The sequence below is a fragment of the uncultured Maribacter sp. genome, assembly GCF_947500985.1.
Taxonomy (GTDB): domain Bacteria; phylum Bacteroidota; class Bacteroidia; order Flavobacteriales; family Flavobacteriaceae; genus Maribacter.
Genome location: NZ_CANMTX010000001.1, coordinates 318,522 through 342,054 on the forward strand (window position 1 = coordinate 318,522; position 23,533 = coordinate 342,054).

The following is a 23,533-nucleotide window of genomic DNA, read 5'->3' on the forward strand; positions in this document are numbered from 1 at the left end:
AATATCCAAATTCATAGATAGAATATGCCAATTCGTCTATTTCTAATTTAATTATAAGGTTATAGATTAAACCTCAGGGACATTTACATGTCAAAGTATTGAACGTAAAATAAAAGTTTAACCTTTAAATATAAAACGATGAAAACAAACACTAAAACATACGTAATATTAGGTTTATTTCTAATAGCATTTGCTTTACCAAGTACAGCACAAACACGTAAAAAAACAGCAACAAAAACAACGACTGTTACTAAAACTCCTGGCAGAGTTTCAAGTAAGAAGGTTCAGTATAAAACACCTAAAAAGAAGGTAGTAGCAGTTAGAACAGTGCCTAACAAAACCGTTGTAAAACATAATGGTCAAAGTTATTACTACTCTAATAATAAATACTATACAGCATCTCGTGGTAGATATATTGCCATCGCACCTAAGATTGGGTTTAGAATAAATAGCTTACCTCCAAATTATGCAAGAGTTCGTTTCAATAACCATTTGTATTTTAATGTTGGTGGTACCTTCTATGTTGAAGCAAATTCTGGATACGAAGTTGTAGATCCTGAAATTGGTACGGTGGTTAGCGAATTACCTGATGGGTATGAAAAAGTTACTATTGATGGATTTACATACTATGAGTACTCTAATATACTGTATGAAAAAATACAAGTAAATGGTTCTAGAGCTTATGAAGTTGTTGGTATTATTGATATGGAGTAATTAAATATAAGTTTTATAAAAAAAGGGCTTACGAATATATTCGTAAGCCCTTTTTTTATTTCAATCTATAAAACATGATATTGCTTAGGTTTATAAAAAACCGAATTACTTACTTTTACCTAAGTAACTAAATTACAATTTAGAACCCCATTACACGTAAAGATGTCATCAATAAATCAATTCATAATAGTTTGTACATTTATTTTTTAGGACCAATTGGTTCTATTTCAAAAGATGTAAAGTCTATAAAAAATACTCTTTTATTTGATATTGTACACAAAGACAATGTAATAGGTAGTTTAAAAGCTTCAAAAACCATTAAAGATTCTAAAATTCATTACCAAAGTGTAACTACCATAAACACTAGGGTCATCAAAGAAATAGATGTAAATTATTTGTACAATGTTATCTATGAAAATAATAAGTTAAAGAGGGCTAACGTACTTATAGATGTTAATGATAAACCCTATGCCGACATTCTTACCAAATGGGAAATAGATTATTACCAAATTTCAAAAAATAATAAAAATGAGTTAGTGGTAGAAGAAGATATCAAATACGCTACCATATTACTATATTTTGTGGAGCCAGTAAACATAGAACGGTGCTATTCTGAGCAAGATGGAAGTTTTAATACCATTATACCATTAGGCAATCATTCATATAAAAAGATAAATGCTAAAAAAAATGAGAATATTTATCACTATAAAGATGGTTTTTTAGAAAAAGCGGAAATTAATGGAGGATTGATAAAATTTGACATTGTTGCCCAAAAATGATTATTTTAAAGCGTAATAAGAACATTAATTATGATAAATACCGGATTAGTACTTTCAGGAGGAGGCATTAGAGGAGTAGCGCATATTGGTGTTATTAAAGCCTTAGAGGAATACGGTATTTATCCTACTCATATTTCGGGTACTAGTGCAGGTGCTATTGTTGGTGCCTTATATGCCGGTGGTGTAAAATGGGAAGATATTTTAGAATTTTTTAAAGTAATCCCTATCTTTCACGCCAATAGATTCGCACGTAAAAAACCCGGTTTTATAGATACCGAGAAGTTTTACGATGAGTTTAAAAAGTTTTTCCCTACCGATAAATTTGAATCACTTCCTAAGGAGCTTTTTATAACAGCTACGGATATCGTTAAAGGGGAACTAAAGATTTTTGATACTGGAGAATTGATAAAACCAGTACTTGCATCTGCAACTTTTCCTGGTGTTTTCTCGCCCATTAATATTAATGGGTCTTTCTACGTAGATGGTGGTGTATTGAACAATTTCCCTATTGAGCCTTTACAACCACACTGCGATAAAATAATAGGCAGCTATGTAAACGCGCTAAAATCTATTAAAATAAAAGATTTAAAACATTCGTACAATGTATTGGAAAGAGCGTATAAAATAAAATCAGCATCAGAATCCATAGCAAAATTTTCAGAATGCGAGTTTGTAGTTTCTCCCGAAGAGCTTTGTGAATATGCAACTTTTGATATGAGATCTATAGATGTCATTTTTGATATTGGCTATAATAGTACTATAGATGTGCTGCTTAAACAAGGTTATTCTAAGCAATAAAAACTTATATTATAGCTTTACATGACTGGCACGTTCCATAAAATAATCTTCAAAACGTTCTAATTTAGGATGCATTTTTTCTGAGTATATCACATATTGACATTTCATAATACTTTGTGCAACCGTAATCATTGCTGTATAGTCCGATTTCTGAATTAAAAAATCACCATCATCAATACTACAGATCTTCAATTGAGACGTACTTACCCCATTCAATAAAAACAACTTGTGTAGGGTAGTAGGTGTTGTAATAAGTATATCTATGCCTTCAAATATTTCTGATTTTTGAATGTCTATGTGTAGCTCTTTATAACTTGCATATACACGTAACGAACAGTATTTGGTATACCTTAAAAACTCTTCGTAAAGCTCCAGTACTTTTTCTTTATTCTGAACTACTACAACAGCTCTAGGTGCATTACCTTCTGCCTTACATTTTAATTTTTGTAGAGTCGTCAAAATCAAGGTCGTTGATTTACCGCTGCCTTTTGGTGCCGTACAATATACGTTTGTACCACTTTTAATAATTGGAATACTTTTCTTCTGAAATGCTGTTGGCTCTTCTATAGAAAATTCTTCTAAAGTTTCAAGTATGTATGGGTTCAGTTTTTTAAAAGACATAGCATGTTTTATAAAATTCTACGTTTATTAAGAATATATAATCTTGCAAAGATACAGCCTACCAACGGGCTAATCCCATTTTAACACTCTATTTTCTTATAACAAGAAAGCAATACAATTTCTTATGAATAAAGAATAAGAAAGACACCAAGCATAATACCTGCTAACGGTACTAATTTTTTACGCTTATTTTGTTCCTTAAAGATAAAACCGCCAACGACTACAGCTATCAATATTTGACTTCGCTTGATAGCAGATAGTAACATAATCAATGCATCTGGATCTTGTAATGCTTTAAAATAGAAATAGTCTGCCGTTTGCAATAATAAACCCACCATAGGTATCGTCCATCGCCATTTAAAAGTACCTTTTAAGTTCGGATTGGTCGCTCGTGTAATTACTACTACCACACCTATAATCAGCATAGTATAAGTACAAAACCAAAATTGTAGGGTAGGGGGATTAAGATTTAAACTTTGTATTAAAAACTTATCGTACAAACCACTTGAAGCTCCTAAAAAGGTAGCTCCTATAATGGCATATATCCATTTATTGTTCTTGAAGTTTATGCCTTCTTTTTTTCCGATTTTAGAATATAGAAATACGGAAAAAATAATTAGGAAAAATCCAATCCACTGCCAAAAATTAGGGCGTTCTTGATAAATTAGAATCGCTCCAATAAACGTGAAAAATGGACCTGCAGAACGTATTGGTGTTACAATAGTAATTGGCAAGTGTTTCAAAGCTTGATATGCCAATACCCATGACGATGCCATAATCATAGATTTAATCAAGATAAACCCATGTGTCTTCAATGAAATATCAGATACAAATAAATCTATTGCCTGTAATTCTACAGGATAGTATTTAGAAGCCAAAAACAAGGGTAAAAACAATAAAAAACCTGTTATTAAAGTACCCAGCAAAACAGAAAAGGCATCATTGCCTTGTACTGCATGTTTTTTACATAAATTATGTAATCCTAAAAAAAGCGCTGCTAAAAGTCCGAGGTACATCCACATAATGCGCGCGAAGATATTGGTTTTTGACTATTCTGCCTTCTAGATAAGACATTCATATGTGATTTGTAATTGGCACAACCAGAAATAAAAAAGGGCTGTCTAAATTAGACAGCCCTTTTTATAAAAAACTTTGCTTAACCTAATAAGCCATTTTCACAATCTTCTGTGCATCTTCTGGCATTAAAGCCTGACGTTCACCTAATTTCCAACCACGATCTGTAAATCGTTTAGAAATTTCTTCAGCAGTGCCTTCATACTCTTTAGTGTAATCAGATAACTTGGTATCGATACCTAATTTATGAAAGAATTCCTCGGTCTTTTCTATTGCAGCATATGCCTTGTCATCGATACTACCCTCCGTTATATTCCAAACACGTTCACCGTACTGTGCCAATTTTTCTTTTTTAGCTTCAAAATTATATTTGTAGTGACTTGGCGCAATTACCGCTAAGGTACGTGCGTGGTCAATACCGAATAATGCGGTTAACTCATGACCCATCATATGCACAGCCCAATCACCAGGCACTCCTTTTTGAATTAATCCGTTCAATGCCATTGTACAGCTCCACATAAAATCTGCTGCTGGTGTATAATCGGTAGAATCTTTTAATACTTTAGGAGCAACTTCTACTAATGTCTGCAAAATACTTTCTGCAAATCTATCTTGTAAAGATGCACCTATTGGGTAGGTCATGTATTGCTCCAATACATGTGTGAAAGCATCTGTAATTCCGTTTGCTAATTGACGTTCAGGAATTGAACTAATAACCTGTGGGTCTAAAATTGAAAACTCAGGAAACAATCCTGGTCCTCCCATGGCTAATTTCTCTTTGGTTTCCGCTCTTGTAATTACAGCACCTGAATTCATTTCAGAACCTGTTGCCGGCAAGGTCAATACGGTCCCAAAAGGCATTCCTTTTTTGGTTCTCACATTTTTGGCAAGTATATCCCATGGGGTATCTCCATCATATACCGCTGCTGCAGATAAAAATTTTGTTCCGTCTATTACAGAACCACCACCAACTGCTAATAAATAAGTAATGTTTTTATCTTTTATTACCTGTAACGCTTCCATTAGAACCGCATATTCAGGGTTCGCAGGTATACCACCAAACTCTGTAACATCTACCTTAGAAAATGCTTTGGTAACTTGTTCGTAAATACCGTTTTTCTTGATACTGCCGCCTCCGTAAAGCATTAATACTTTAGCATCTGCAGGAATTTCACTTTCTAATTTCGCTATGGTATCCTTTCCAAAAATAATTTTGGTCGGATTCTTAAATTCAAAATTGTTCATTTTCTCTCTTCTTTTAATTTATAATCTTTAATTAAACCTTGAAAAACGGTTACTCTATAACCGTTACCAAGTCCTTCATTGGTTTTCTAACCTTTGCAAGATTCACCAACCAATCTTCACTTTCATTTCTGTACCCTAGTGGTAATAGCACTGCACTACGCAACCCTTTTTCGCGTAAGCCTAAAATTTTGTCTACCGCAGCAGGATCAAAACCTTCGATAGGGGTAGCATCTACCTCTTCAAAAGCTGCTGCTGCAATGGATTGTGAAAAGGCAATATATGCTTGCTTTGCAGCATGGTTAAAGTTTTCTTCTTCATCTTTCTGCGGATAAGAATCTAGCAACATCTTACGATAGTTTTCCCATCCTTCGTTCTTAAATCCTCTTATTTCATTGGTTAAATCGAACATGTAATTGATTCTATCTTCGGTATATGTGTCCCAAGCTGCAAAGACAAGTAGGTGAGAACAATCTGTAATCATAGATTGGTTCCAAGCTACAGGTCTTATCTGTTCCTTAATATCTTGGTTTTTTACCACTATAATTTCAAAAGGCTGTAACCCGCTTGAAGTTGGGGCCAAGCGCGCTGCTTCTAAAATACGTTCTACTTTATCTTCGGCTACTTTTTCACCGTTCATAGCCTTAGCGGCGTATCTCCAATTTAATTTATCTAATAATTCCATTTTAATCTTTCTAATTTAAGTTGCGTTTTGCTAATTGTTCTATATCATTTGATGTTATGATAACATCGGTATTACTTGTTGTATTTGCTAAATTCAACATTGCCTGAGCAATGCTTTCTGCATTGATAATTCTATATTTTCTCAACGGACCAATAAATAACGGCTGAATGGCTTTAAATACTATTAGTCCTATTTTTTCAAGTGTTCGTTGTTCATCTCTTTCTCCTCCAATTAATGACGGTCTTAAAATTGATGTATGGGGTATGCCTTGATTTACAACATCTTGCTCCATTTCTCCCTTTGTTCTATTATAGAACACGTTACTTTTTTTGTTTGCGCCCATTGCAGATACTACTAAGTAGGTAGGGATTCCATTTTCTTTCGCCAATTTTGCCGCAGCAACAGGTATACCGTAATCAATGTCTTTGTAACGTTTTTTATCTGGAGTTTTCTTTGCAGTTGTACCTATACAACAATACACTTCGTCTGCTGTAAATTCTTTTCTAAACTGTTCTAAGTCTAAAAGATTTCCTATAAACTGCTGTGCTTTACTTGACAAACCCTCAATTCTTGATCTAGAAAATAATTTTATAGTATCGTACCTATCGTCAATAAGTAATTTCTTCAACAATAATCCTCCCGTTAAACCCGAAGCTCCTAATATGATGGCTGTCTTTTTCATTCTACTTACACGTTTTAATGCTGCTCCATGCAGCTTCGTAAGCCTGGTCTAAATGCTCCTTATCCAATTTTACAGAACCTCGGTTTTGAGTAATCATTAAAAATGAAAGCGGATTAATTGAATAGGCATATAACATATAATCTGACACTGGTTTTATAACACCTTCTTTTTTACCACGTGCCCATAAATCCAGTAGGGGTTGCAAGTGCTTTATACCTTCTTGCCTGCTAGCTTCATCTATCATTGGGGTATTATCACATTGCGCAAGAAACATGGCGTCGGCACTTTCTTTCAATTTAAACTCAGCTATTCGTTTCCAAATCACTTTAAAACCTTTTTCAACCGGCATAGTTTCATCATATGTGGCAAATGCATAAGCAGTATAATTAGCCTTAACCTCTATATAGGTTTTATTGACCAAATCTTGTTTGTTTTCAAAATATAGATATATAGTAGCAGGAGATACACAGGCCATTTTTGCAATCTTACTCATTGGTGTGGCATGAAACCCATCATTGTTCACCAACTCTATAGTGGCATTAATTAATGCGTTTCTTTTGTCTATGCTTTTCTGTAATGCTGCCATAACTATTATTTCTAGGTACAAAGTTACAGAAAATGAACGTTCATTCTTTTTTATTAACAGAACTTTAATTTAAATAGCGTGAAGGGAATATAAAAAAACATAATATCCTTATAATTTCTAAGAACATTCTACAAACAACTTATTTCTTATTTCTCTAACTTTAAAAAGTACAATACAGGTAGTTCCCGCGTCCTTTTCAATTTCAAATTGAATCCCTTAACTTAATTTCCTAAATTATTATTAAAAATGTATAAAATTCTATCTCTAGACGGTGGCGGTAGTTGGGCTATTATTCAATTGTTAACCTTAAAAGATAGATACGGCAATTTAACGGGTCACGATATTTTAAAGAAATTTGATCTTGTAATTGCCAATTCGGGTGGTAGTATCGTTCTCGCTGCTTTAGCTGAAAATTATACCATTGACAAAGCTATTTCCCTTTTTAAAGAAAAGAAAAACCGAGAGCTTATTTTTCATAAGAACTCTTTTAAAGATCGTTATTTTCCTGTTGACTATTTAGGACTTTTTAATGCGGGATTTGGACCAAAATATAGTGCAACTAAAAAAAAGGAAGCTTTTGAAAATCTATTTCCTCAGATTGATGAAATTCAGATGGATGAAATTCCTAAACTGATTGGTAAAGCATCCCTCAAAATAGTAGTTGCTACATATGACGCCTTAAATAATCGTGCTAAATTCTTTAAATCGTTCTCAACAAATCCTGATTCTTATGACTCTGTTAGGCTTACCCAAGCTATAAATGGATCATCAAACGCTCCTGTTCAATATTTTGACTTCCCGGCACGTTTTAAAGCTAAGCAAAGTGACATATATTATGAGTTATGGGATGGTGCCCTAGGCGGATTCAATAACCCTATTTTAGCCGGAATCATAGAAGCGTATAAACTAGGTGTAGACTTAAAAACGGTTCAGATTATATCTCTAGGCACAAGTAATTCATTAATGTCGTCTGAAGCGAAAAAAAACTTTTGGGATTGGAAACAGATTGCACTAATTTTTAGAAGAAAGAAATTTGCTTTCTCTAAATGGAAACCGCAATTCAACTTCTTTAAAGAAACGGTATTACACCAAGCAAAAACAATTTTATACCAGCCACCAGATACGGCCAACTATATTGCTATGATGTTTTTACAGGTAGCTACGGACAAATTACTTAACGAGCAAATTATTCGCTTATCACCCTTAATTCATTATGATGAGCAAACCGAAACATCAATAATTCCTTTAGTTCAAGATTTATACACATTGGATATGGACCTAACCAAAGATGAAGAAATTGAAACGTTGATCAATTGTTTTAATGCCTGGAAAAACGGGCATCTTTATAATCAACCCATAGAATTTAAAGTAGAGCGAAATAACGATTTATCTTTTATTAAAGGCGATAAATGGTACCAAGATGGCATGGATAGGTGGAGGAGTTGGGAAGCTACTGAATAAACTTCCTACTTTGAATTTCCTAGTTTTAACTAACATATTTTGTTGAATACTCAGCTTTGCGATCGTTGTATAGTTTATAAATCCTTTTACCTATTTTTGAAAAACTAGATAACCCTGCACCATGACACTAAAACAACATCTTTACATCATTACTTTTTTATTTGCAGTACCACTTATAGCTCAAGAAACTAGCCCTTCTGAAGTATTTTGGAACAACTTAAAATCTCATTGCAGTAAGGCATACGAAGGTAGTTTAGCATTACCTGAAGAAGATGAAAGTTTTGGCGGCAAAAAACTTGTTATGCATGTTAGAGCATGTAGCGATAACGAAATTAAGATCCCGTTTTATGTTGGTGACGATAAATCTAGAACATGGGTTTTAACAAAGAACCAAGATATCATCAGTTTAAAACATGATCATCGCCACGAGGATGGTACAGAAGATGATGTTAATTTTTACGGTGGTACCGCAAGCAATGCTGGTAAAGAAGATATTCAGTTTTTCCCTGCGGATGTTGACACTCAAAGAATGATACCCGGTGCCGCTACAAATGTCTGGTGGATTACCGTTAACGATTCTACTTTTACTTATAATTTAAGAAGATTAGGAACCGATCGTGTCTTTAAAGTTGTAATGGATATTACTAAGCCGATTGAAGAACCAGAAGCTCCGTGGGGTTGGGTAGATTAAATGGATCATTATCTAGAATCTACATCACTTATAAACAGATTGTTGTTACTCCCTGAATAACTGTACCTATCTTTGCCGAAAATTATTTTATGTCAAGCCAATTTTCGGATTTAGGAATCAATATTGAAATTCAACAGAGTTTAAAGGAATTACAAATTTCTGTACCTACAGATATACAGAAAAAATGTATTCCTGTTGTCCTAAATAAAAAAGATGACCTTGTTGCATTAGCAAAAACAGGAACTGGAAAAACAGCTGCGTTTGGCTTACCATTACTTCAATTAATCAATACAGAAAATACAGCAGTACAAGCTGTTATTTTAGCGCCAACAAGAGAATTGGCACAACAAATACACGCCAACCTAATTTCATATGCCAAACATAGTCCGGCGATATCTATTGCTTCAGTATGCGGTGGTATACCTATAAAACCTCAAATAGAACGCTTAAAAGAGGATACTCATATTGTAGTAGCTACGCCTGGTCGTTTAGTTGATTTGGTAAAACGCGAGGCTATAGACATTAAAAAATTAAAGTACTTAATTTTAGACGAAGCCGATGAAATGGTAACTGCCCTAAAAGAAGATTTAGATACTATAATTGAAGGCATTCCAAAATCTCGCCGTACTTTATTATTCACTGCTACCATGTTTGGCGCAATTAAACAGTTGGTTCAAAATTACATGTCTAAACATGTAGTACATGTTGAAGCAGATATGTCTACACTTGGTCATCAAGGTATCGATCATAAATATATGGTGGTAGAGCCTATTGAAAAGTTAGATGTGCTCATGCATTTTTTGAATACAAAAGAAGGTCAGCGCGGTATCATTTTCTGTAAAACGAAAGCGGCAGTCAATAAGCTGGCGAAAAACTTAGCTATAAATAAATTTTCCTCGGGTGCCTTGCACGGTAGTTTATCTCAAGGAATTCGTGATCGTATAATGGGTCAGTTTAGAGATGGGCATATCAATATTCTTGTAGCGACGGATTTAGCTTCTCGTGGCTTAGATGTTAAAGAATTGGGTTACGTAGTTAATTATCATTTACCTGATACATACGATGCCTATGTTCACCGTAGCGGAAGAACCGCCAGAGCAGGGGCGAAGGGACTTTCATTAACCATTCTACAAAAAGAAGAAGTTGCAGAAGTATTTGATTTTGAAAAAGAATTAGGTATTTCTTTTTCAAAATACCAAAAGGCAGATGCACAGAGTATAGAAGAGAACAACACATTGCTTTGGGCTAAAAAAATCTTTAAAACCAAGCCTAACCGCGAGGTATCTGAAGAATTCAAAACTAAGGTAAGAACCATTTTTCATCACTTGACTAAAGAAGAATTAGTGGAGAAAATATTAGCGAATTACCTAGCTCAAAATGCTAGTTTACATATTAAATCAGAGGAACCGAAAAAGAAAAAATAATTATAGCAATCACTAGTAATAGTTATTGTTAACTACACCTTACAGTATAAAAAAAGCCGACTAAATAAGTCGGCTTTTTTAATATATAAATAGTTTTGGTCTACAAATATGCTTTCAACATTTCATTTTGAGACTTGTTACGTATTTTACGTACAGCCTTTTCTCTAAGAAATCAGTAACTATATACACCCCAGAACGAGATTTACGATTTGAAAATGGCTCTCGTATAAATGATTTTCCAGGTAGACCTTTATTCAATGATAAGAATATTACAGAAAAAACCGGAGTAACTCTTGCATCTATTGACGACTTTACCCTTCTGATGGATGCTGAAAGTAAAAAGGAAAGCACCATTTTAATTAATAGTGGACGGCAAGGTGACATTACGTATGCATCTGATGCCTACATAGCTACTCATTCTCCTGTTCAAGTTCTGTTACAGGCCTTGATTAAAAAACATCCCAAATTGAAACATGAAAATATGTACGATGCAGTTGCCAATGTACGTATGATTAAATCTGAAGTTGAAATTGAAATTATTCGCAAGGCTGCTAATATAACGGTAGAAGGTATTAAGCAATCTGCTAAAATGATTAAACCTGGTGTAGATGAGCGGTACCTGGAAGGTATTTTAGAAGGTGACTTTAAAATTAACGGTTCTCAACGACTAGCTTTTGGTTCCATAATTAAATCAGGACCAAATTCTCATTGGCCTTGGAGAATATTAGCAACGCACTATAACCGTAGAAATAGAGTTATGGAAAATGGAGACTTAGTTATTTTTGATGTCGGTTGTGAATATGAGCAGTATGTTAGTGATATTGGTAGAACCTTTCCCGTATCTGGTAAATTTACCGATAGACAGAAAGAGATTCTTGTCATGGAAACCAAAATAGCAGATGAGATAATTAAATTTCTTAAACCCGGAATCACATTTAAAGATGTACAGACACTAACTAATAGTATTATTCCTGATGATGCAAAAAAATATATGCAAGTTGGCTTGTTTTTTGGTCATCATTTAGGGCTTTCGACCGGAGATCCAAACCTATCCTCTGCAGCCCTAAAACCAGGTATGGTTTTTACTGTAGAGCCTTGGTACTATAATCATGATGAAAACATTTCAGTATTTACTGAAGATATGATTCTTATTACTGAAGATGGTTGTGAAGTTTTAAGTAGTGATTTACCAAGAACCCCTGACGCTTTAGAAGGTATGATGAAGAAATAAGAAACCCGTTTTAACTATTAGAACTTTCTAGATAAGTTTATATTAAAAGGAGGGAAACATGATGATTATTGTTAGAATATGAAAATAAATAAAATTTTACTTTTCTGGTTTCCATTGCTTTAACTTCATAGAATATTACGTAATTTCAAATTCTCCCCCTTAAATAGAATATTTACATACCAAATAGCCAGAATGTTACATACCGTTCTTGTTAATTGAACTATGTATGGTCACCCAAAATAAAAAGGATGCCACTATTTCTAGATTTACATGAACTACCAGACGGTGTAACTGCTGCGCATGTTGCAGAGATGCACAAGGCCGATTTAGATATTGAACATGAATATGGTTGCCGCGGACTCACATATTGGTGTGATGAGATTAGAAAAACTGCTTTTTGTTTAATTGAAGCTCCAAGTAAAGAAGCTCTTATCAAACTACATGAAAATGCGCATGGTGCCGTACCAACTCGAATAATTGAAGTTAACGACACCATTGTAGAATCATTTCTTGGTCGGATTGAAGATCCCGAAAAATCTAAAGACGATAGTCTTAACATCGTAAACGACCCCGCATTTAGAACTTTAATGATTCTTAAAATCAAAAACAAAAGCTTACGAACTAAAGATATTACCACACTTCAAGCAGCAATTAGAGGGTATACTACCGCCATAAAAACATTAATAACCAAATATAATGGTGGTTTGGTTCGTCATGAATCAAATTCGTTTCTAGTGTCCTTTGCCTCAGTTAGTGACGGTATTCATTGCTCCACAGAAATTATTCAAAGCCACAATACTATTGTCACCCCTGATCTTGAGTTTAAAATTGGCATGAGTGCTGGCATACCGGTAACCAATAAAGACGAAATCTTCGAAGACACTATCAAGACATCAGATTTTTTGAGTGATATATCTAAAGGTAATTTTTCGATAACAACAGCTGTTAATAACCTCTATGAAAGCGAAAATCAAAATAAACCTATTCAAAGCGACTCGATAATTGTTGTTGGAACTAAAGATGAAGAATTTCTAATGTCCTTAATGACTATTACAGAGAAAATTTGGTCACATTCTTCTACCACGGTAAATGATTTTGAAGAGCGTTTAGGATACAGCAAATCAAAACTATATAGAACGATGATGAATTTAGTCGGACAATCTCCTAACACCTTTTTAAGAGATTATCGTTTAGATAAAGCTTTAACATTGTTAAGAAAGCAAGATGCCAACATTTCAGAGATTGCATATCAAACAGGGTTTAATAGTCCTGCTTATTTTTCTAAATGCTTCTTAATAAGATATGGTATTCAACCATCAAATTTTACGTACTAAAAATAAACACCTGTTAATCAATTAGTTAAATACAAATTTTTTCTGGTCTAAAATTACTTTTATTTGGTCTAAATGTAGCATCCCTTCATGTTAATCCATTCTACTTTTGTTGAGAACCAAATAAATATTTTAATTATGAAGACAAAATTGACACTAATTGTATTGATGATTTCTGGAGTTTTACTAACAGGATTTTCGGCAGAAACTAAATCGCATGATGCAAAAATCGATTTAATCAACGAAGAATTTCCAGAAGCAAAGCAAGAAGTACTAGAAACGTTTGGTGCTATTGCACAAAGTATTAAAGATGGTGATATGGACAAGCTCATATCTTATCATGCGTACGGACCTAAGTTTACAGAATTTAAAAATGGTCAACCAAGAAATGGTGATGCTGCAAATGAAGAACATGAACGCACTGTTTTCGGTGCTGTAACCGAAGTTGTAAAATTCGATGCCCAAGATTTAAAGATTGCCGTATATGGTGACGTGGCGAATTTAACCTTTCACTCAGATTTTGAATTAAAATTTGGCGAAGAGGTAGTTGTCGTAAATGACCAAATAACATTATTGTTTGTAAAGACAATAAACGGTTGGAAAATGGTGCACGAACATCACGCTCCGTTAAACTAAGTTGTAAATAAAATCTCCCATTTTATAGGCAAATATAAACACTACAGAAGTGTATTATACTAATCAGTATAAATATTAAAAATGATTTTATGAAAACTACAATAACAATAATCATCATTCTTGGGGCATTTACTATGTCTTGTTCAGATGATGATAACGTAAAAGAAATTCCGATAGACTTAGTGGTTGAAGAGTTTCCTGAGAAACAACAAGAAGTAATGGAAACTTTTGGAGCCATTGCCCAAAGCATAAAAGATGGTGATATGGACAAGCTGATTTCTTTTCATGCATACAGTCCTAAGTTTACCGAATTCAAAAATGGACAACCAAGAAATGGAGGAGAAGCAAATGAAACTTATGAACGTAACACCTTTGGGTCGGTTACCGAAGTGATAAAATTTGATGCACAAGATTTAAAAATAGCAGTATATGGTGATGTCGCTAATCTAACTTTTCATTCAGATTTTCACTTAAAATTTGGTGATGACTTAGTTGTTGTAAATGACCAAATAACCTTGTTATTCGTTGATACAGGTAATGAATGGCAGATGGTACATGAGCATCATTCGCCTTTGACATCAGATATAAATTAACTAGTACTTCATCTATAATAGTAGGTATAAATTATCATCTATTATATATTATTAATATAATTTATTATCAGTTTATTAAATACACTTAATTAAAGTTTACATTTAAATATTTACAAATGAAAAAAACAGTTGCTGAAATATCAATAGATTCCATAAAAGCTTTTGAAAAAACAATAAAAGGCAGTATTGTTTTGCCATCAGATTCTGATTATGACGATGTTCGAAAAATATATAATGCAATGATTGATAAACGCCCTGGTTTATTCGTTTTTTGTAAAAATACAGATGATGTTGTTGCTGCCGTTAATTTTGGTCGCGAGAATAATTTGTTAATAGCAATTAGAGGTGGTGGTCATAACGGTGCAGGTCTAGGGCTTTGCAATGATGGCTTAGTAATTGACCTATCAGGTATAAAATTTGTTGATGTAAATACTATTAATAACACAGTAAAGGTTGGCGGTGGCAATATTTGGAGCGAAGTTGACATTGCTACTCATGAGTTTGGATTGGCAATACCTTCAGGAATGGTTTCTAGTACCGGTGTTGGTGGATTAACCCTTGGCGGTGGTGTTGGTTACTTATCTCGTAAGTACGGTCTTACCATAGATAACCTGATTGAAGCTGAAATGGTTCTAGCAAATGGATCTTTTGTAACCGTTAACGCTTCTAAGAATCAAGATTTGTTTTGGGCCATAAGAGGTGGTGGCGGTAATTTCGGAGTGGTTACTTCTTTTAGCTTTCAAGCACATCCTATAAAAATGATTACTGGAGGTCCCACCTTATGGCCAATAGAAAGGGTAGAAGAAATAATGGAATGGTATGATACTTTCATTCATGAGGCATCTGAAGACCTCAACGGATTCATCGCTACAATGATAATACCCGAATCTCCTTTTCCTGCCGATTTGCATAACAAAAAATTCTGTGCCATAGTTTGGTGCTATACAGGTGACCCAAAGAAGTTTGCAGATACATTTAAACCGGTTTTAGATTTGAATCCTGTTTTTGCCCATGTTGGCGAAATGCCTTACCCAAGCTTACAAGGTATGTTTGACGGATTATTACCCTCAGGGCTAAAGTGGTACTGGCGTGCAGACTTTTTCAATGACTTAACGCCTGAAATTAGAGCGGAACATTTAAAATATGGTTCAAAAATACCTACACCTCTATCACAAATGCATTTGTACCCTATTACAGGGGCAGCGAGTAGAGTAGGTGCCGAAGATACGCCGTGGGCATATAGAGATTCGAAATATGCAGGAGTGTTTATTGGTGTATCGCCTGATCCTAACAAAGCAGAAGAGATTACAAATTGGTGCAAAGCTTATCAAGAAGCACTGCACCCGTATTCTGCCGGTGGGGCATATTCAAATTTCATGATGAATGAAGGTCAAGAGCGTGTTAAAGCTAGTTACAAACACAATTATGAGAGACTGGTTAAAATTAAGAGTAGCTATGACCCACAGAATTTATTTAGAGTAAATCAGAATATTAAACCATCTACCTAAAATATTAGAATTAATATCCTTACCTTCTAATATGCTAATAAAAAATCCTATCTAAAATATTATTAGATAGGATTTAAAGTATCATTACTTAAAGTATTACTCATAGAACTCTGAAATAGCTTCTATTGGTTTTCTTTCAATATCTGGCACATATGTTGGTGTCTTTGGGTAGCCTACCGGTAGTAATAAAAAGGCCCGTTCATTACTTGGTCGCCCCAATAACTTTGATAGAAAGTTCATCGGACTCGGAGTATGTGTTAGCGTAACCAATCCCGCATTGTGTATAGCAGTTATTAACATACCTGCGGCAATACCTACAGATTCATTAACGTAGTAATTATTTACTTTTTTACCATCATTATCTAAATCATGTACTTTCTTAAAAACGATAATAAGCCAAGGTGCATCTTCTAAAAAGGGCTTATACATATTTGTACCCATCGGCTCAAGATCCTTTAACCAACGGTCGCTCATTCTACTTTCATAACTTTCCTTTTCTTCTGCTTCGGCAGCCTCTCTGATTTTTGTTTTTAGTAAAGGGTTAGACACGACACAGAAGGTCCAAGGTTGTTTATGTGCACCTGACGGGGCCGTAGAAGCCGTTTTTATTAAAGTTTCAATTACTTCTTTCGGTACAGGTGTATCTTCATACTCTCTAACGGATCTTCTTTCATCTAAATGTTTATAAAAGGCCTCACTTTTGACAATGAGTTCTTCTTTAGACAATGCATTTTCTTTATAAAGCACATGCGTGTGTCCGTTTACTACTATATGAGATTTAGATGTCATTGCTTTTAACGAGTTTTAATTGCTGATTTCACTTTCAAAGATATTGTTTTTTTTACTGTATTAATTAAGGCAAATTACTGATGAAATAGGCGTTTAGATGATTTTTTTAAACAAATCGTAATTCGCTTACCAAGTAAAACCATCCATTTACTTAACCATACTCCTTTTACACTGAATGCGGATATACTGTATGAATGGTAATTCTATATTTATCGTGTTGCTTAACTATGGACAAAAGTAGAATACCCAAAAATTACCTAATCTTAAATATAAGAAGTATGAGAAAATCAGTTTTAAAAGTAGGTTTTACCTCAGTTTGCGTATCAATGCTATTATTAACCTCTTGTAGCGATGATAACGACGATTTAACCCTTTCGGAAGATACTACAACAACAACCGACAGCGATGAAATAGAAGAAGCTAGTAGTACCGTAGATTCCAATTCCTATATACTAGCAGTTGCGCCAGATGATGGTGTGTTTTTAATTGACCACGATGGTAATACATTGTACGACTGGGACTTTGATGGAGATCAACTAGGTAATGATGCCGAACTACTTAGCGATGGTAGTTTATTAGCTACAATTAAGGTAGATAATCCACAAATAACCTATGGTGGTTATGGTGGTAGTTTTAGAAAAATCAACGCAGATCAAACCATTGCTTGGAATGTTGATTATTCTAGCGACACCTATATATCGCACCATGATGTAAATTACCTTTCTAACGGAAATATCATTTTCCCTATTTGGGAACAGGTTAGTCAAGATGATGCTGCCGAAATGGGATTTTCTGGAAATTTTGATATTTATCCGGATGCTATTATAGAAATGAACCCTTTAACTCAAGAAGTGGTTTGGGAATGGCATGTTACAGATCATATCGTACAAGATTTTGATGAAAGTAAAGAGAACTTTGGGGTAGTGGCAGATGTTCCAAACCTGATTGATATCAACTACAATAACGACCAATCTGATGGTGATATCACCCATGTAAACGGTATTACATTAGACGAAGAAAATGATTTGCTTTATATGACCGTTAACTTTTACAGTGAGGTATGGGTAATTGATCATAGTACCTCAACAGAAGAAGCTGCGTCTAATGCTGGTGGTAATTATAACCTTGGTGGAGATTTAGTATACCGTTTTGGAAATCCGTTAGCGTACGATAATATTGGTGAGGTCTCCTTAAATAGAGTACACTATCCAAACTTATTCGATGACAATAGAATGTTGCTATTCGTAAACAACAAATATGATAATCAGTCTGCAGTAGCTGAATATCAATTGAGTCCGCCTTATGAATTAATAGCTGGTCAAGATAATGAGCCTGAACTTATTTGGGAGTTCACAGATTCGGATCTATATAGTAACGGACTAGGTAGTGGTGTGCGAATGAGTAATGGGAATACACTAATTGCAGAAGGTACAGGCGCCATATGGGAAGTGAACAGTGATGGTGACTTATTATGGAGATTTACAAATTACAGTAGACCTTGGCGAGCATATGCATTTACCAAAGATGATGAAGCAATAACGGCTCTAGGTCTATAAAAATATAGTTTTTTTGGTTTAATTGATTGGTAAGAAAGAGCTCCTTTAGAAATATAGGGGCTCTTTTTGTTGTACTCATAATTGTGTTCATTCATTTTTTAAACTGGTACAAAATTGGGTCCACGTTTAGGTACTATTGAATACAAGAGTACTTTCGCTAAAAAATAGCTACCATTCGCTTAAATTAAAATTATGGTTTCTTAATAAGCCTTAGGTTTGAAGACCATTAAAGCAAATAGCACTTAAATTATGAGATTATATATTCAACTAGTATTGCTCTTAGCACTAGCAACAAGCCAGGCGCAAAATACAGAAGACAACATCACTTACAGCAGTTTTATTGCTGACGAAAATGTTCACGTACAATTAAGTACAGTAGACCAAGCAACAATGCTTACTATGCTACATAAAGGCTTTTATGTGTATTTTGATGTTAAGGGCAAGCGAAAAAAGAATGTCTCGGTACAATATCCAATTAACATTGCACCTCCTGAACGCCCAAATAGAAACGATAGAGAAAATGTGAATAGAGAAAAGTTAGACCAAGATGAAAGAAGAGGACCTGATTTAGTTAAGTTGGTCTCCGAAATGCCAAAAAAAGCTGAATTTACCAATCTAGATTTGGTACAAGAGTTTCATTTGGACTTAAACAAGCTTGGGGTTTCCATTACTTATAATTATGATGAAGACAGCAAAGAACTTCAATACGAACTAATTATCCCGAAACAGGAAATTAGCGATGCTAACTTCTCTAAACTATCCATTGGCATCGTAACACCTAAAAGGGAAAAAGAATCTAAAGATAAAGATTCAAACATCAGTTTTGGCGGTGGTGGTCAAGGCGGTGGAGGTGGTGGCAGAGGAGGTCAGGGCGGTCCTGGTGGAGGTCAAGGCGGCGGTGGTCGCGGCGGATCTCAAGGTGGACCATCACAGCAAAATGATAGACCAGCAGAAACATCTCTTGATATTTGGTTTAAGGCTGACATAGGTTAAATAGACTGTTGTACGTTTTAAAATCAATAATTATCGACTCACTAATAGCTTTAATCCCTAAAATATATAGTTATAAATGATGATTCGAAAAATGTTCTAAGATTCCGTCTACAATACGTGTAAAATGCTTCTTTTCTTACTATTTTAATTTTCATGGAAGATAGAAGTACGTTTATACGAACTGAAATACTGGCAGGTATTAGTTCATTTTTAGCAACATTTTATATCATTATTGTAAATCCATCAATTCTTTCTGCTTCCGGTATGCCCTTTTCTGCAGCGGTAACCTCAACGGTTCTTGTTTGTGCCTTTGGTAGTATTATGATGGGGTTATATGCAAAGAATCCCTTTATTATTGCACCAGGCATGGGTTTAAATGCTTTTTTTACCTATACCGCCGTATTAGGCTTAGGTTTAAGTTATCAAGCTGCCTTAGGTGCCGTTTTCTGGGCAGGTATTTTATTTCTAATATTAAGCGTTCTTAAAGTCAGGGATAAAATTGTACTTGCCATACCACACTCCCTAAGATTTGCTATTGCCGCCGGTATTGGACTTTTTATTTCTTTTATAGGTTTCCAAAATGCAGGTTTTATTATTGATGACAAAGCTACCTTAGTTGGTCTGGGTTCACTTAAAGAGCCTATGTGTCTTACTTTTTTAGTAGGACTACTCATTACTGCCATATTAATAGCTAAAAGGGTTACGGGAGCTATGATTATAGGTATACTATTAACTACTATCCTTGCCTGGCCAATTGGTAGATGGTGGGGAGACGCCTCTCTTGTAAATTATGGTATCCCTACTATTGTTAATTACTCAGGAGTTTTCTCGATGCCAGACTTCAGCTTATTATTCAAAGCTGACTTATTAGGATCTATCAAATATGCATTTTTACCAGTAATCTTTGTATTTGCCTTTACAGATTTATTCGATAGTCTTTCTACATTCGTAGGTTTATCAGAAGCATCTGGCTATAAAGATGAAGACGGAAACCCAAAAAATCTAAAAAAATCTTTAATGGTCGACGCGATTACCACCATATTTTCAGGTTTGGTAGGCACGAGCTCAGGTACTGCATATATAGAATCTGCTGTTGGTATTCTAGAAGGTGGTAAAACGGGACTTACAGCAATTACTGCTGGCATTCTTTTCTTACCGTTTCTATTCTTCTCTCCATTGTTATCCATAGTTCCAAGTATAGCCAGTTCTATTGCATTGGTTTTAGTAGGTTCTTTTATGATGAAACCGTTAACTAAAATTGATTGGAATACGGCAGATGAAGCTATTCCGGTTTTCTTTACCATGATACTAATGCCATTAACGTACAGCATAACCACAGGAATCATTTTTGGTTTTCTAACATATACCTTTCTCAAGCTCTTTGTTGGCAAGAAATCGGAAATAAACCCAGTGTTATTAATTATAAATGCATTATCAATTCTTTACCTATGGCTATAAGACACTATCTAATTTTTCTAATGCTATTTGCTTTATGCGGAGTAAAAGCCCAACGTATTGCAATTATGGGTGCAATGGACGAGGAAATAGAACTTCTAAAGGGGCAATTAGAAAACAAAGAAGAAATAGAGAAAAACGGAATTATATTCTATACCGGTAAACTTAAAAATAAGGAAGTTGTTCTATTAAAGGCTGGTATTGGAAAGGTAAATGCGGCATACAGTACTGCAATACTTACTACACATTTTAAACTTAATGCGCTAATTTTTACTGGTGTCGCAGGCGGATTGCACCCAGATATACAACCAGGTGATATTGTTATTGCCGATAGTTTGGTTCAATATGATTTTGGGCAATTACAGGATGATAAATTTATAACATGGCCAACACGAAATCTTATTAAAAATACTAAAAATCCTTTATTTCTTTCTGTAAATAGCACATTACTTAATACTAGTAAAATAGTCTCCAATACTATTCAACTAAAAGCATTTAAAGGTAGAGTGCCTAAATTCTATGTAGGGACAATTGCTACTGGTGATACATTTGTAAGCGATGCTATGAAGGCTAAAGCTTTATACTCTAATTTTAATGCGCTTGCAACTGAAATGGAAGGAGCGGCAGTAGCTCAGATTTGCACAATGTTGGATCTACCTTATATTGTAATACGTAGCTGTAGCGATAATGCAAATACCAACGCTCATACAGATTATTATAAATTTGTTGAAATAGCTGCCGTAAATTCAGCCCAAATGGTTTTGGCTATACTTGAAAACACGCTCTAAAATCGCCCCATGTTTTCATCTATGAATAAAGGCGGTTAATAGGTTTATATAGCTTATTTGTATATAATCTTTTTAATAACAAAACGTTAGGAGTACTTTTGCTCTTAAATTAAAACACATAACCATGAAAAAAGTAATTGCAACATTCATTCTAGTAGCTACAGTAACTAGCTGTAATAGTGTAAAAAATGTGGATACCTCTAAGGTATCTGATGCAGCTTCATTATTAGGTTCTTTAAGCTCAAACTCTACAGTTCAACAAGTAGCAAGTCTATTTAGTCTTTTAGATACTAACAATGACGAGGCTATAAGCTCAACTGAAGCTATTGGTGAAGTTTCTGAAAATTTTGATGTTTTAGATACTGATAACAGTTCTAATCTAAACCTTACTGAATTGCAAGGCATCTTAGCGTTGTTGAAGTAATAAATTAAATGATATTAAAAAAGGCGTATTCTAATGAATACGCCTTTTTTAGTTTCTATTCTAGAACGAGACAACATCTCACTAAGTATTCAGTACCTAAGGATTAAAAGAAGGCAGCTCTACTACATATGACTCTACTGATGTACCGTCTTCGCTACCGCTCCAGTCAGAACCAAAAAGTACTCGTGTACCTGTGGGACTAATAACGGCATGCGGTTCTCCCCAATAGTCAAATTCGTCTTCATCTGCTCTATGATGTCATATTCTGTATACTTGAACATTACCTGGCTCAACACGAGCAATTACCAGTTCTTGATCTAACAATGCCTGACCATCTCCTTCAAAACCAATCATGGATGCAGCAATCCATCCCGGATTTTTATGTGCCACTGCAGAAATATGGGTTCCCGTTTTTGGATATGCATATCCTAAACCTTCCGAAATAACAGGTAGACAATCACCTGTATTTAAATCATAAGCAATGATATTTCCTTGGCATCCACCATTTGGTCCTGCATCAAAACTAACAGAAAAATCGGTATCGGTACCGTCTACCATTTTACCTAAACATGAATGTTCTGGTTTACTCTTATTTAGTCTTGCTTTAAAATTACCGTCTGCATCATACGAGGATACATTATGATAAAACAAGCTTCCACTAGGTGCTGGCATAGCTGCTGTATAGTTTACATCATCTAGATTGAAGGTTACAAGTTCTTCAGTTGAAAATCTATAGAAGTACGTCTCGCTATTATCGCATCGAAATCCAATAACATCAGAATCCCAAGACATCATTTGTACATCATTACCCATACTAATGCTTCCCGTACAATTAGTAAGTTCTTTTAGATTCACCAGTACCTCTTTATTCCCAGAAGACACGGAGTACTTAATGAACTCATCTGTTACGGAGTCTAAAAAATATAAAATATCAGGGTCGTTAAAATCCCAAAATAATTGTTCTAAATCATCTGGGCGCACATCATCAAGATTTCGAATAAATTCATAACTCATTCCATCTAACAATTGATGTACTCCATTAGTTTGATCATACAAGATTATTCTACTTTCATCGGCGTTCCAAGCTTGTATAGTATTATACATAGGTTTAATAACTCCGCCAGTTCCAGCATTTGAAATTCTACGAATAATAGTTCCAAAAGACGGATCTACTATAGTTTCTAAATAATCTGGTTTTGTAATATCTTGCATAGGGTGTGGTTCAAGGTCGTTTGCAACGAGTGTTGTTGCTACGTCTACTGATGTTAAATTTTCATCAATTGCCGGCTCCGTTTCTTCCGCTTCTTCAACTGTTTCTTCTGCTGTTTCTGTTTCAGCGTCACTACTGTCATTTACTGGTAAAACAGCTTCTTCATTAGTACAGCCAATTATGGCACAACTAAGGCTTAACAACCATAGGTAAGTCTTCAATTTTCGCATAGCGTTTTAATTTTGGGGTTATGTTATGTACG

General features: G+C 34.6%; 24 protein-coding genes. 16 read left to right on the forward strand and 8 right to left on the reverse strand.

Features of this window, described 5'->3' with window-relative positions; genetic code table 11:
* Positions 1-138: 138 nt before the first annotated feature.
* From Q0871_RS01415 to Q0871_RS01425, 3 genes are all read left to right on the forward strand, one after another.
* Positions 139-714 carry a DUF6515 family protein gene (locus Q0871_RS01415; protein ID WP_299317176.1) on the forward strand — a complete coding sequence of 192 codons (576 nt, stop codon included), beginning with the start codon at positions 139-141 and terminating at the stop codon, positions 712-714.
* Positions 715-905: 191 nt separating this feature from the next.
* Positions 906-1,493 carry a DUF6134 family protein gene (locus Q0871_RS01420; protein WP_299317177.1) on the forward strand — a complete coding sequence of 196 codons (588 nt, stop codon included), beginning with the start codon at positions 906-908 and terminating at the stop codon, positions 1,491-1,493.
* 30 nt (positions 1,494-1,523) lie between these two features.
* Positions 1,524-2,291, forward strand: a complete 768-nt coding sequence (locus Q0871_RS01425) for a patatin-like phospholipase family protein (protein WP_299317178.1) — start codon at positions 1,524-1,526, stop codon at positions 2,289-2,291.
* 9 nt (positions 2,292-2,300) lie between these two features.
* On the opposite strand, the gene Q0871_RS01430 is transcribed toward Q0871_RS01425, so the two are convergent.
* From Q0871_RS01430 to Q0871_RS01455, 6 genes are all read right to left on the reverse strand, one after another.
* Positions 2,301-2,912, reverse strand: a complete 612-nt coding sequence (locus Q0871_RS01430; RefSeq protein ID WP_299317179.1) for a DEAD/DEAH box helicase — start codon at positions 2,910-2,912, stop codon at positions 2,301-2,303.
* A 122-nt stretch (positions 2,913-3,034) separates the two neighbouring features.
* The gene (locus tag Q0871_RS01435; protein WP_299317180.1) at positions 3,035-3,934 is read right to left on the reverse strand and encodes a DMT family transporter; all 900 of its coding nucleotides are present in this window, start codon (positions 3,932-3,934) and stop codon (positions 3,035-3,037) included.
* A 139-nt stretch (positions 3,935-4,073) separates the two neighbouring features.
* A complete protein-coding gene (locus Q0871_RS01440; RefSeq protein WP_299317181.1) occupies positions 4,074-5,231 on the reverse strand; it encodes an iron-containing alcohol dehydrogenase in 1,158 nt (385 codons plus the stop codon).
* Between the two features lie 49 nt (positions 5,232-5,280).
* On the reverse strand, positions 5,281-5,913 hold the full coding sequence (locus Q0871_RS01445; protein ID WP_299317182.1) for an NAD(P)H-dependent oxidoreductase: 633 nt from the start codon (positions 5,911-5,913) through the stop codon (positions 5,281-5,283).
* A gap of 10 nt (positions 5,914-5,923) precedes the next feature.
* Positions 5,924-6,595, reverse strand: a complete 672-nt coding sequence (locus Q0871_RS01450; RefSeq protein WP_299317183.1) for an NAD(P)H-binding protein — start codon at positions 6,593-6,595, stop codon at positions 5,924-5,926.
* Between the two features lies 1 nt (position 6,596).
* Entirely contained in the window at positions 6,597-7,181 is a 585-nt protein-coding gene (locus Q0871_RS01455; protein ID WP_299317184.1) for a TetR/AcrR family transcriptional regulator, read from the reverse strand.
* Between the two features lie 246 nt (positions 7,182-7,427).
* On the opposite strand from Q0871_RS01455, the gene Q0871_RS01460 reads away from it, so the two are divergent.
* The 8 genes from Q0871_RS01460 to Q0871_RS01495 all read left to right on the forward strand — a co-directional run bounded on the left by Q0871_RS01460 (position 7,428) and on the right by Q0871_RS01495 (position 16,056).
* Positions 7,428-8,642 (forward strand): patatin-like phospholipase family protein, encoded by a 1,215-nt coding sequence (locus Q0871_RS01460; protein WP_299317185.1) that lies wholly within the window; start codon positions 7,428-7,430, stop codon positions 8,640-8,642.
* A gap of 121 nt (positions 8,643-8,763) precedes the next feature.
* Positions 8,764-9,333, forward strand: coding sequence for a hypothetical protein (locus Q0871_RS01465; protein ID WP_299317186.1), 570 nt, complete (start codon positions 8,764-8,766; stop codon positions 9,331-9,333).
* A gap of 89 nt (positions 9,334-9,422) precedes the next feature.
* Positions 9,423-10,757, forward strand: a complete 1,335-nt coding sequence (locus Q0871_RS01470; RefSeq protein ID WP_299317187.1) for a DEAD/DEAH box helicase — start codon at positions 9,423-9,425, stop codon at positions 10,755-10,757.
* A gap of 127 nt (positions 10,758-10,884) precedes the next feature.
* Entirely contained in the window at positions 10,885-11,988 is a 1,104-nt protein-coding gene (locus Q0871_RS01475; protein WP_299317188.1) for a Xaa-Pro peptidase family protein, read from the forward strand.
* Positions 11,989-12,236: 248 nt separating this feature from the next.
* Complete coding sequence (locus Q0871_RS01480) at positions 12,237-13,322, forward strand: nickel-binding protein (protein WP_299317189.1); 1,086 nt, start codon at positions 12,237-12,239, stop codon at positions 13,320-13,322.
* A 135-nt stretch (positions 13,323-13,457) separates the two neighbouring features.
* Positions 13,458-13,955 (forward strand): nuclear transport factor 2 family protein, encoded by a 498-nt coding sequence (locus tag Q0871_RS01485; protein WP_299317190.1) that lies wholly within the window; start codon positions 13,458-13,460, stop codon positions 13,953-13,955.
* An 89-nt stretch (positions 13,956-14,044) separates the two neighbouring features.
* Positions 14,045-14,548 carry a nuclear transport factor 2 family protein gene (locus Q0871_RS01490; protein ID WP_299317191.1) on the forward strand — a complete coding sequence of 168 codons (504 nt, stop codon included), beginning with the start codon at positions 14,045-14,047 and terminating at the stop codon, positions 14,546-14,548.
* A gap of 116 nt (positions 14,549-14,664) precedes the next feature.
* Positions 14,665-16,056, forward strand: coding sequence for an FAD-binding oxidoreductase (locus Q0871_RS01495; RefSeq protein ID WP_299317192.1), 1,392 nt, complete (start codon positions 14,665-14,667; stop codon positions 16,054-16,056).
* 96 nt (positions 16,057-16,152) lie between these two features.
* On the opposite strand, the gene Q0871_RS01500 is transcribed toward Q0871_RS01495, so the two are convergent.
* Entirely contained in the window at positions 16,153-16,845 is a 693-nt protein-coding gene (locus Q0871_RS01500; protein ID WP_299317193.1) for a nitroreductase family protein, read from the reverse strand.
* A gap of 278 nt (positions 16,846-17,123) precedes the next feature.
* Here Q0871_RS01500 and Q0871_RS01505 point away from each other — a divergent pair, with 278 nt between their 5' ends.
* The 5 genes from Q0871_RS01505 (at position 17,124) to Q0871_RS01525 (ending at position 22,061) form a co-directional block, all read left to right on the forward strand.
* Positions 17,124-18,401, forward strand: coding sequence for an arylsulfotransferase family protein (locus Q0871_RS01505; RefSeq protein WP_299317194.1), 1,278 nt, complete (start codon positions 17,124-17,126; stop codon positions 18,399-18,401).
* A gap of 249 nt (positions 18,402-18,650) precedes the next feature.
* Positions 18,651-19,394: a hypothetical protein gene (locus tag Q0871_RS01510; protein WP_299317195.1), complete on the forward strand. Its 744-nt coding sequence runs from the start codon at positions 18,651-18,653 to the stop codon at positions 19,392-19,394.
* 153 nt (positions 19,395-19,547) lie between these two features.
* Positions 19,548-20,852, forward strand: coding sequence for an NCS2 family permease (locus Q0871_RS01515; protein ID WP_299317196.1), 1,305 nt, complete (start codon positions 19,548-19,550; stop codon positions 20,850-20,852).
* On the forward strand, positions 20,843-21,637 hold the full coding sequence (locus Q0871_RS01520; RefSeq protein ID WP_299317197.1) for a 5'-methylthioadenosine/adenosylhomocysteine nucleosidase: 795 nt from the start codon (positions 20,843-20,845) through the stop codon (positions 21,635-21,637). Before Q0871_RS01515 ends, Q0871_RS01520 begins: the two co-directional genes overlap by 10 nt.
* Positions 21,638-21,761: 124 nt before the next feature.
* The gene (locus tag Q0871_RS01525; RefSeq protein WP_299317198.1) at positions 21,762-22,061 is read left to right on the forward strand and encodes a hypothetical protein; all 300 of its coding nucleotides are present in this window, start codon (positions 21,762-21,764) and stop codon (positions 22,059-22,061) included.
* Positions 22,062-22,319: 258 nt separating this feature from the next.
* Here Q0871_RS01525 and Q0871_RS01530 read toward each other — a convergent pair whose 3' ends face one another.
* Positions 22,320-23,501: a hypothetical protein gene (locus Q0871_RS01530; protein ID WP_299317199.1), complete on the reverse strand. Its 1,182-nt coding sequence runs from the start codon at positions 23,499-23,501 to the stop codon at positions 22,320-22,322.
* Positions 23,502-23,533 lie beyond the last annotated feature (32 nt).

Excerpts from the sequence above, each read along its gene's own strand:
- Q0871_RS01415 (WP_299317176.1), top strand. The coding sequence starts at position 139 with ATGAAAACAAACACTAAAACATACGTAATATTAGGTTTATTTCTAATA.
- Q0871_RS01425 (WP_299317178.1), top strand. The coding sequence starts at position 1,524 with ATGATAAATACCGGATTAGTACTTTCAGGAGGAGGCATTAGAGGAGTA.
- Q0871_RS01430 (WP_299317179.1), bottom strand. The coding sequence starts at position 2,912 with ATGTCTTTTAAAAAACTGAACCCATACATACTTGAAACTTTAGAAGAA.
- Q0871_RS01435 (WP_299317180.1), bottom strand. The coding sequence starts at position 3,934 with ATGTGGATGTACCTCGGACTTTTAGCAGCGCTTTTTTTAGGATTACAT.
- Q0871_RS01440 (WP_299317181.1), bottom strand. The coding sequence starts at position 5,231 with ATGAACAATTTTGAATTTAAGAATCCGACCAAAATTATTTTTGGAAAG.
- Q0871_RS01445 (WP_299317182.1), bottom strand. The coding sequence starts at position 5,913 with ATGGAATTATTAGATAAATTAAATTGGAGATACGCCGCTAAGGCTATG.
- Q0871_RS01450 (WP_299317183.1), bottom strand. The coding sequence starts at position 6,595 with ATGAAAAAGACAGCCATCATATTAGGAGCTTCGGGTTTAACGGGAGGA.
- Q0871_RS01455 (WP_299317184.1), bottom strand. The coding sequence starts at position 7,181 with ATGGCAGCATTACAGAAAAGCATAGACAAAAGAAACGCATTAATTAAT.
- Q0871_RS01460 (WP_299317185.1), top strand. The coding sequence starts at position 7,428 with ATGTATAAAATTCTATCTCTAGACGGTGGCGGTAGTTGGGCTATTATT.
- Q0871_RS01465 (WP_299317186.1), top strand. The coding sequence starts at position 8,764 with ATGACACTAAAACAACATCTTTACATCATTACTTTTTTATTTGCAGTA.
- Q0871_RS01470 (WP_299317187.1), top strand. The coding sequence starts at position 9,423 with ATGTCAAGCCAATTTTCGGATTTAGGAATCAATATTGAAATTCAACAG.
- Q0871_RS01480 (WP_299317189.1), top strand. The coding sequence starts at position 12,237 with ATGCCACTATTTCTAGATTTACATGAACTACCAGACGGTGTAACTGCT.
- Q0871_RS01485 (WP_299317190.1), top strand. The coding sequence starts at position 13,458 with ATGAAGACAAAATTGACACTAATTGTATTGATGATTTCTGGAGTTTTA.
- Q0871_RS01490 (WP_299317191.1), top strand. The coding sequence starts at position 14,045 with ATGAAAACTACAATAACAATAATCATCATTCTTGGGGCATTTACTATG.
- Q0871_RS01495 (WP_299317192.1), top strand. The coding sequence starts at position 14,665 with ATGAAAAAAACAGTTGCTGAAATATCAATAGATTCCATAAAAGCTTTT.
- Q0871_RS01500 (WP_299317193.1), bottom strand. The coding sequence starts at position 16,845 with ATGACATCTAAATCTCATATAGTAGTAAACGGACACACGCATGTGCTT.
- Q0871_RS01505 (WP_299317194.1), top strand. The coding sequence starts at position 17,124 with ATGAGAAAATCAGTTTTAAAAGTAGGTTTTACCTCAGTTTGCGTATCA.
- Q0871_RS01510 (WP_299317195.1), top strand. The coding sequence starts at position 18,651 with ATGAGATTATATATTCAACTAGTATTGCTCTTAGCACTAGCAACAAGC.
- Q0871_RS01515 (WP_299317196.1), top strand. The coding sequence starts at position 19,548 with ATGGAAGATAGAAGTACGTTTATACGAACTGAAATACTGGCAGGTATT.
- Q0871_RS01520 (WP_299317197.1), top strand. The coding sequence starts at position 20,843 with ATGGCTATAAGACACTATCTAATTTTTCTAATGCTATTTGCTTTATGC.
- Q0871_RS01525 (WP_299317198.1), top strand. The coding sequence starts at position 21,762 with ATGAAAAAAGTAATTGCAACATTCATTCTAGTAGCTACAGTAACTAGC.
- Q0871_RS01530 (WP_299317199.1), bottom strand. The coding sequence starts at position 23,501 with ATGCGAAAATTGAAGACTTACCTATGGTTGTTAAGCCTTAGTTGTGCC.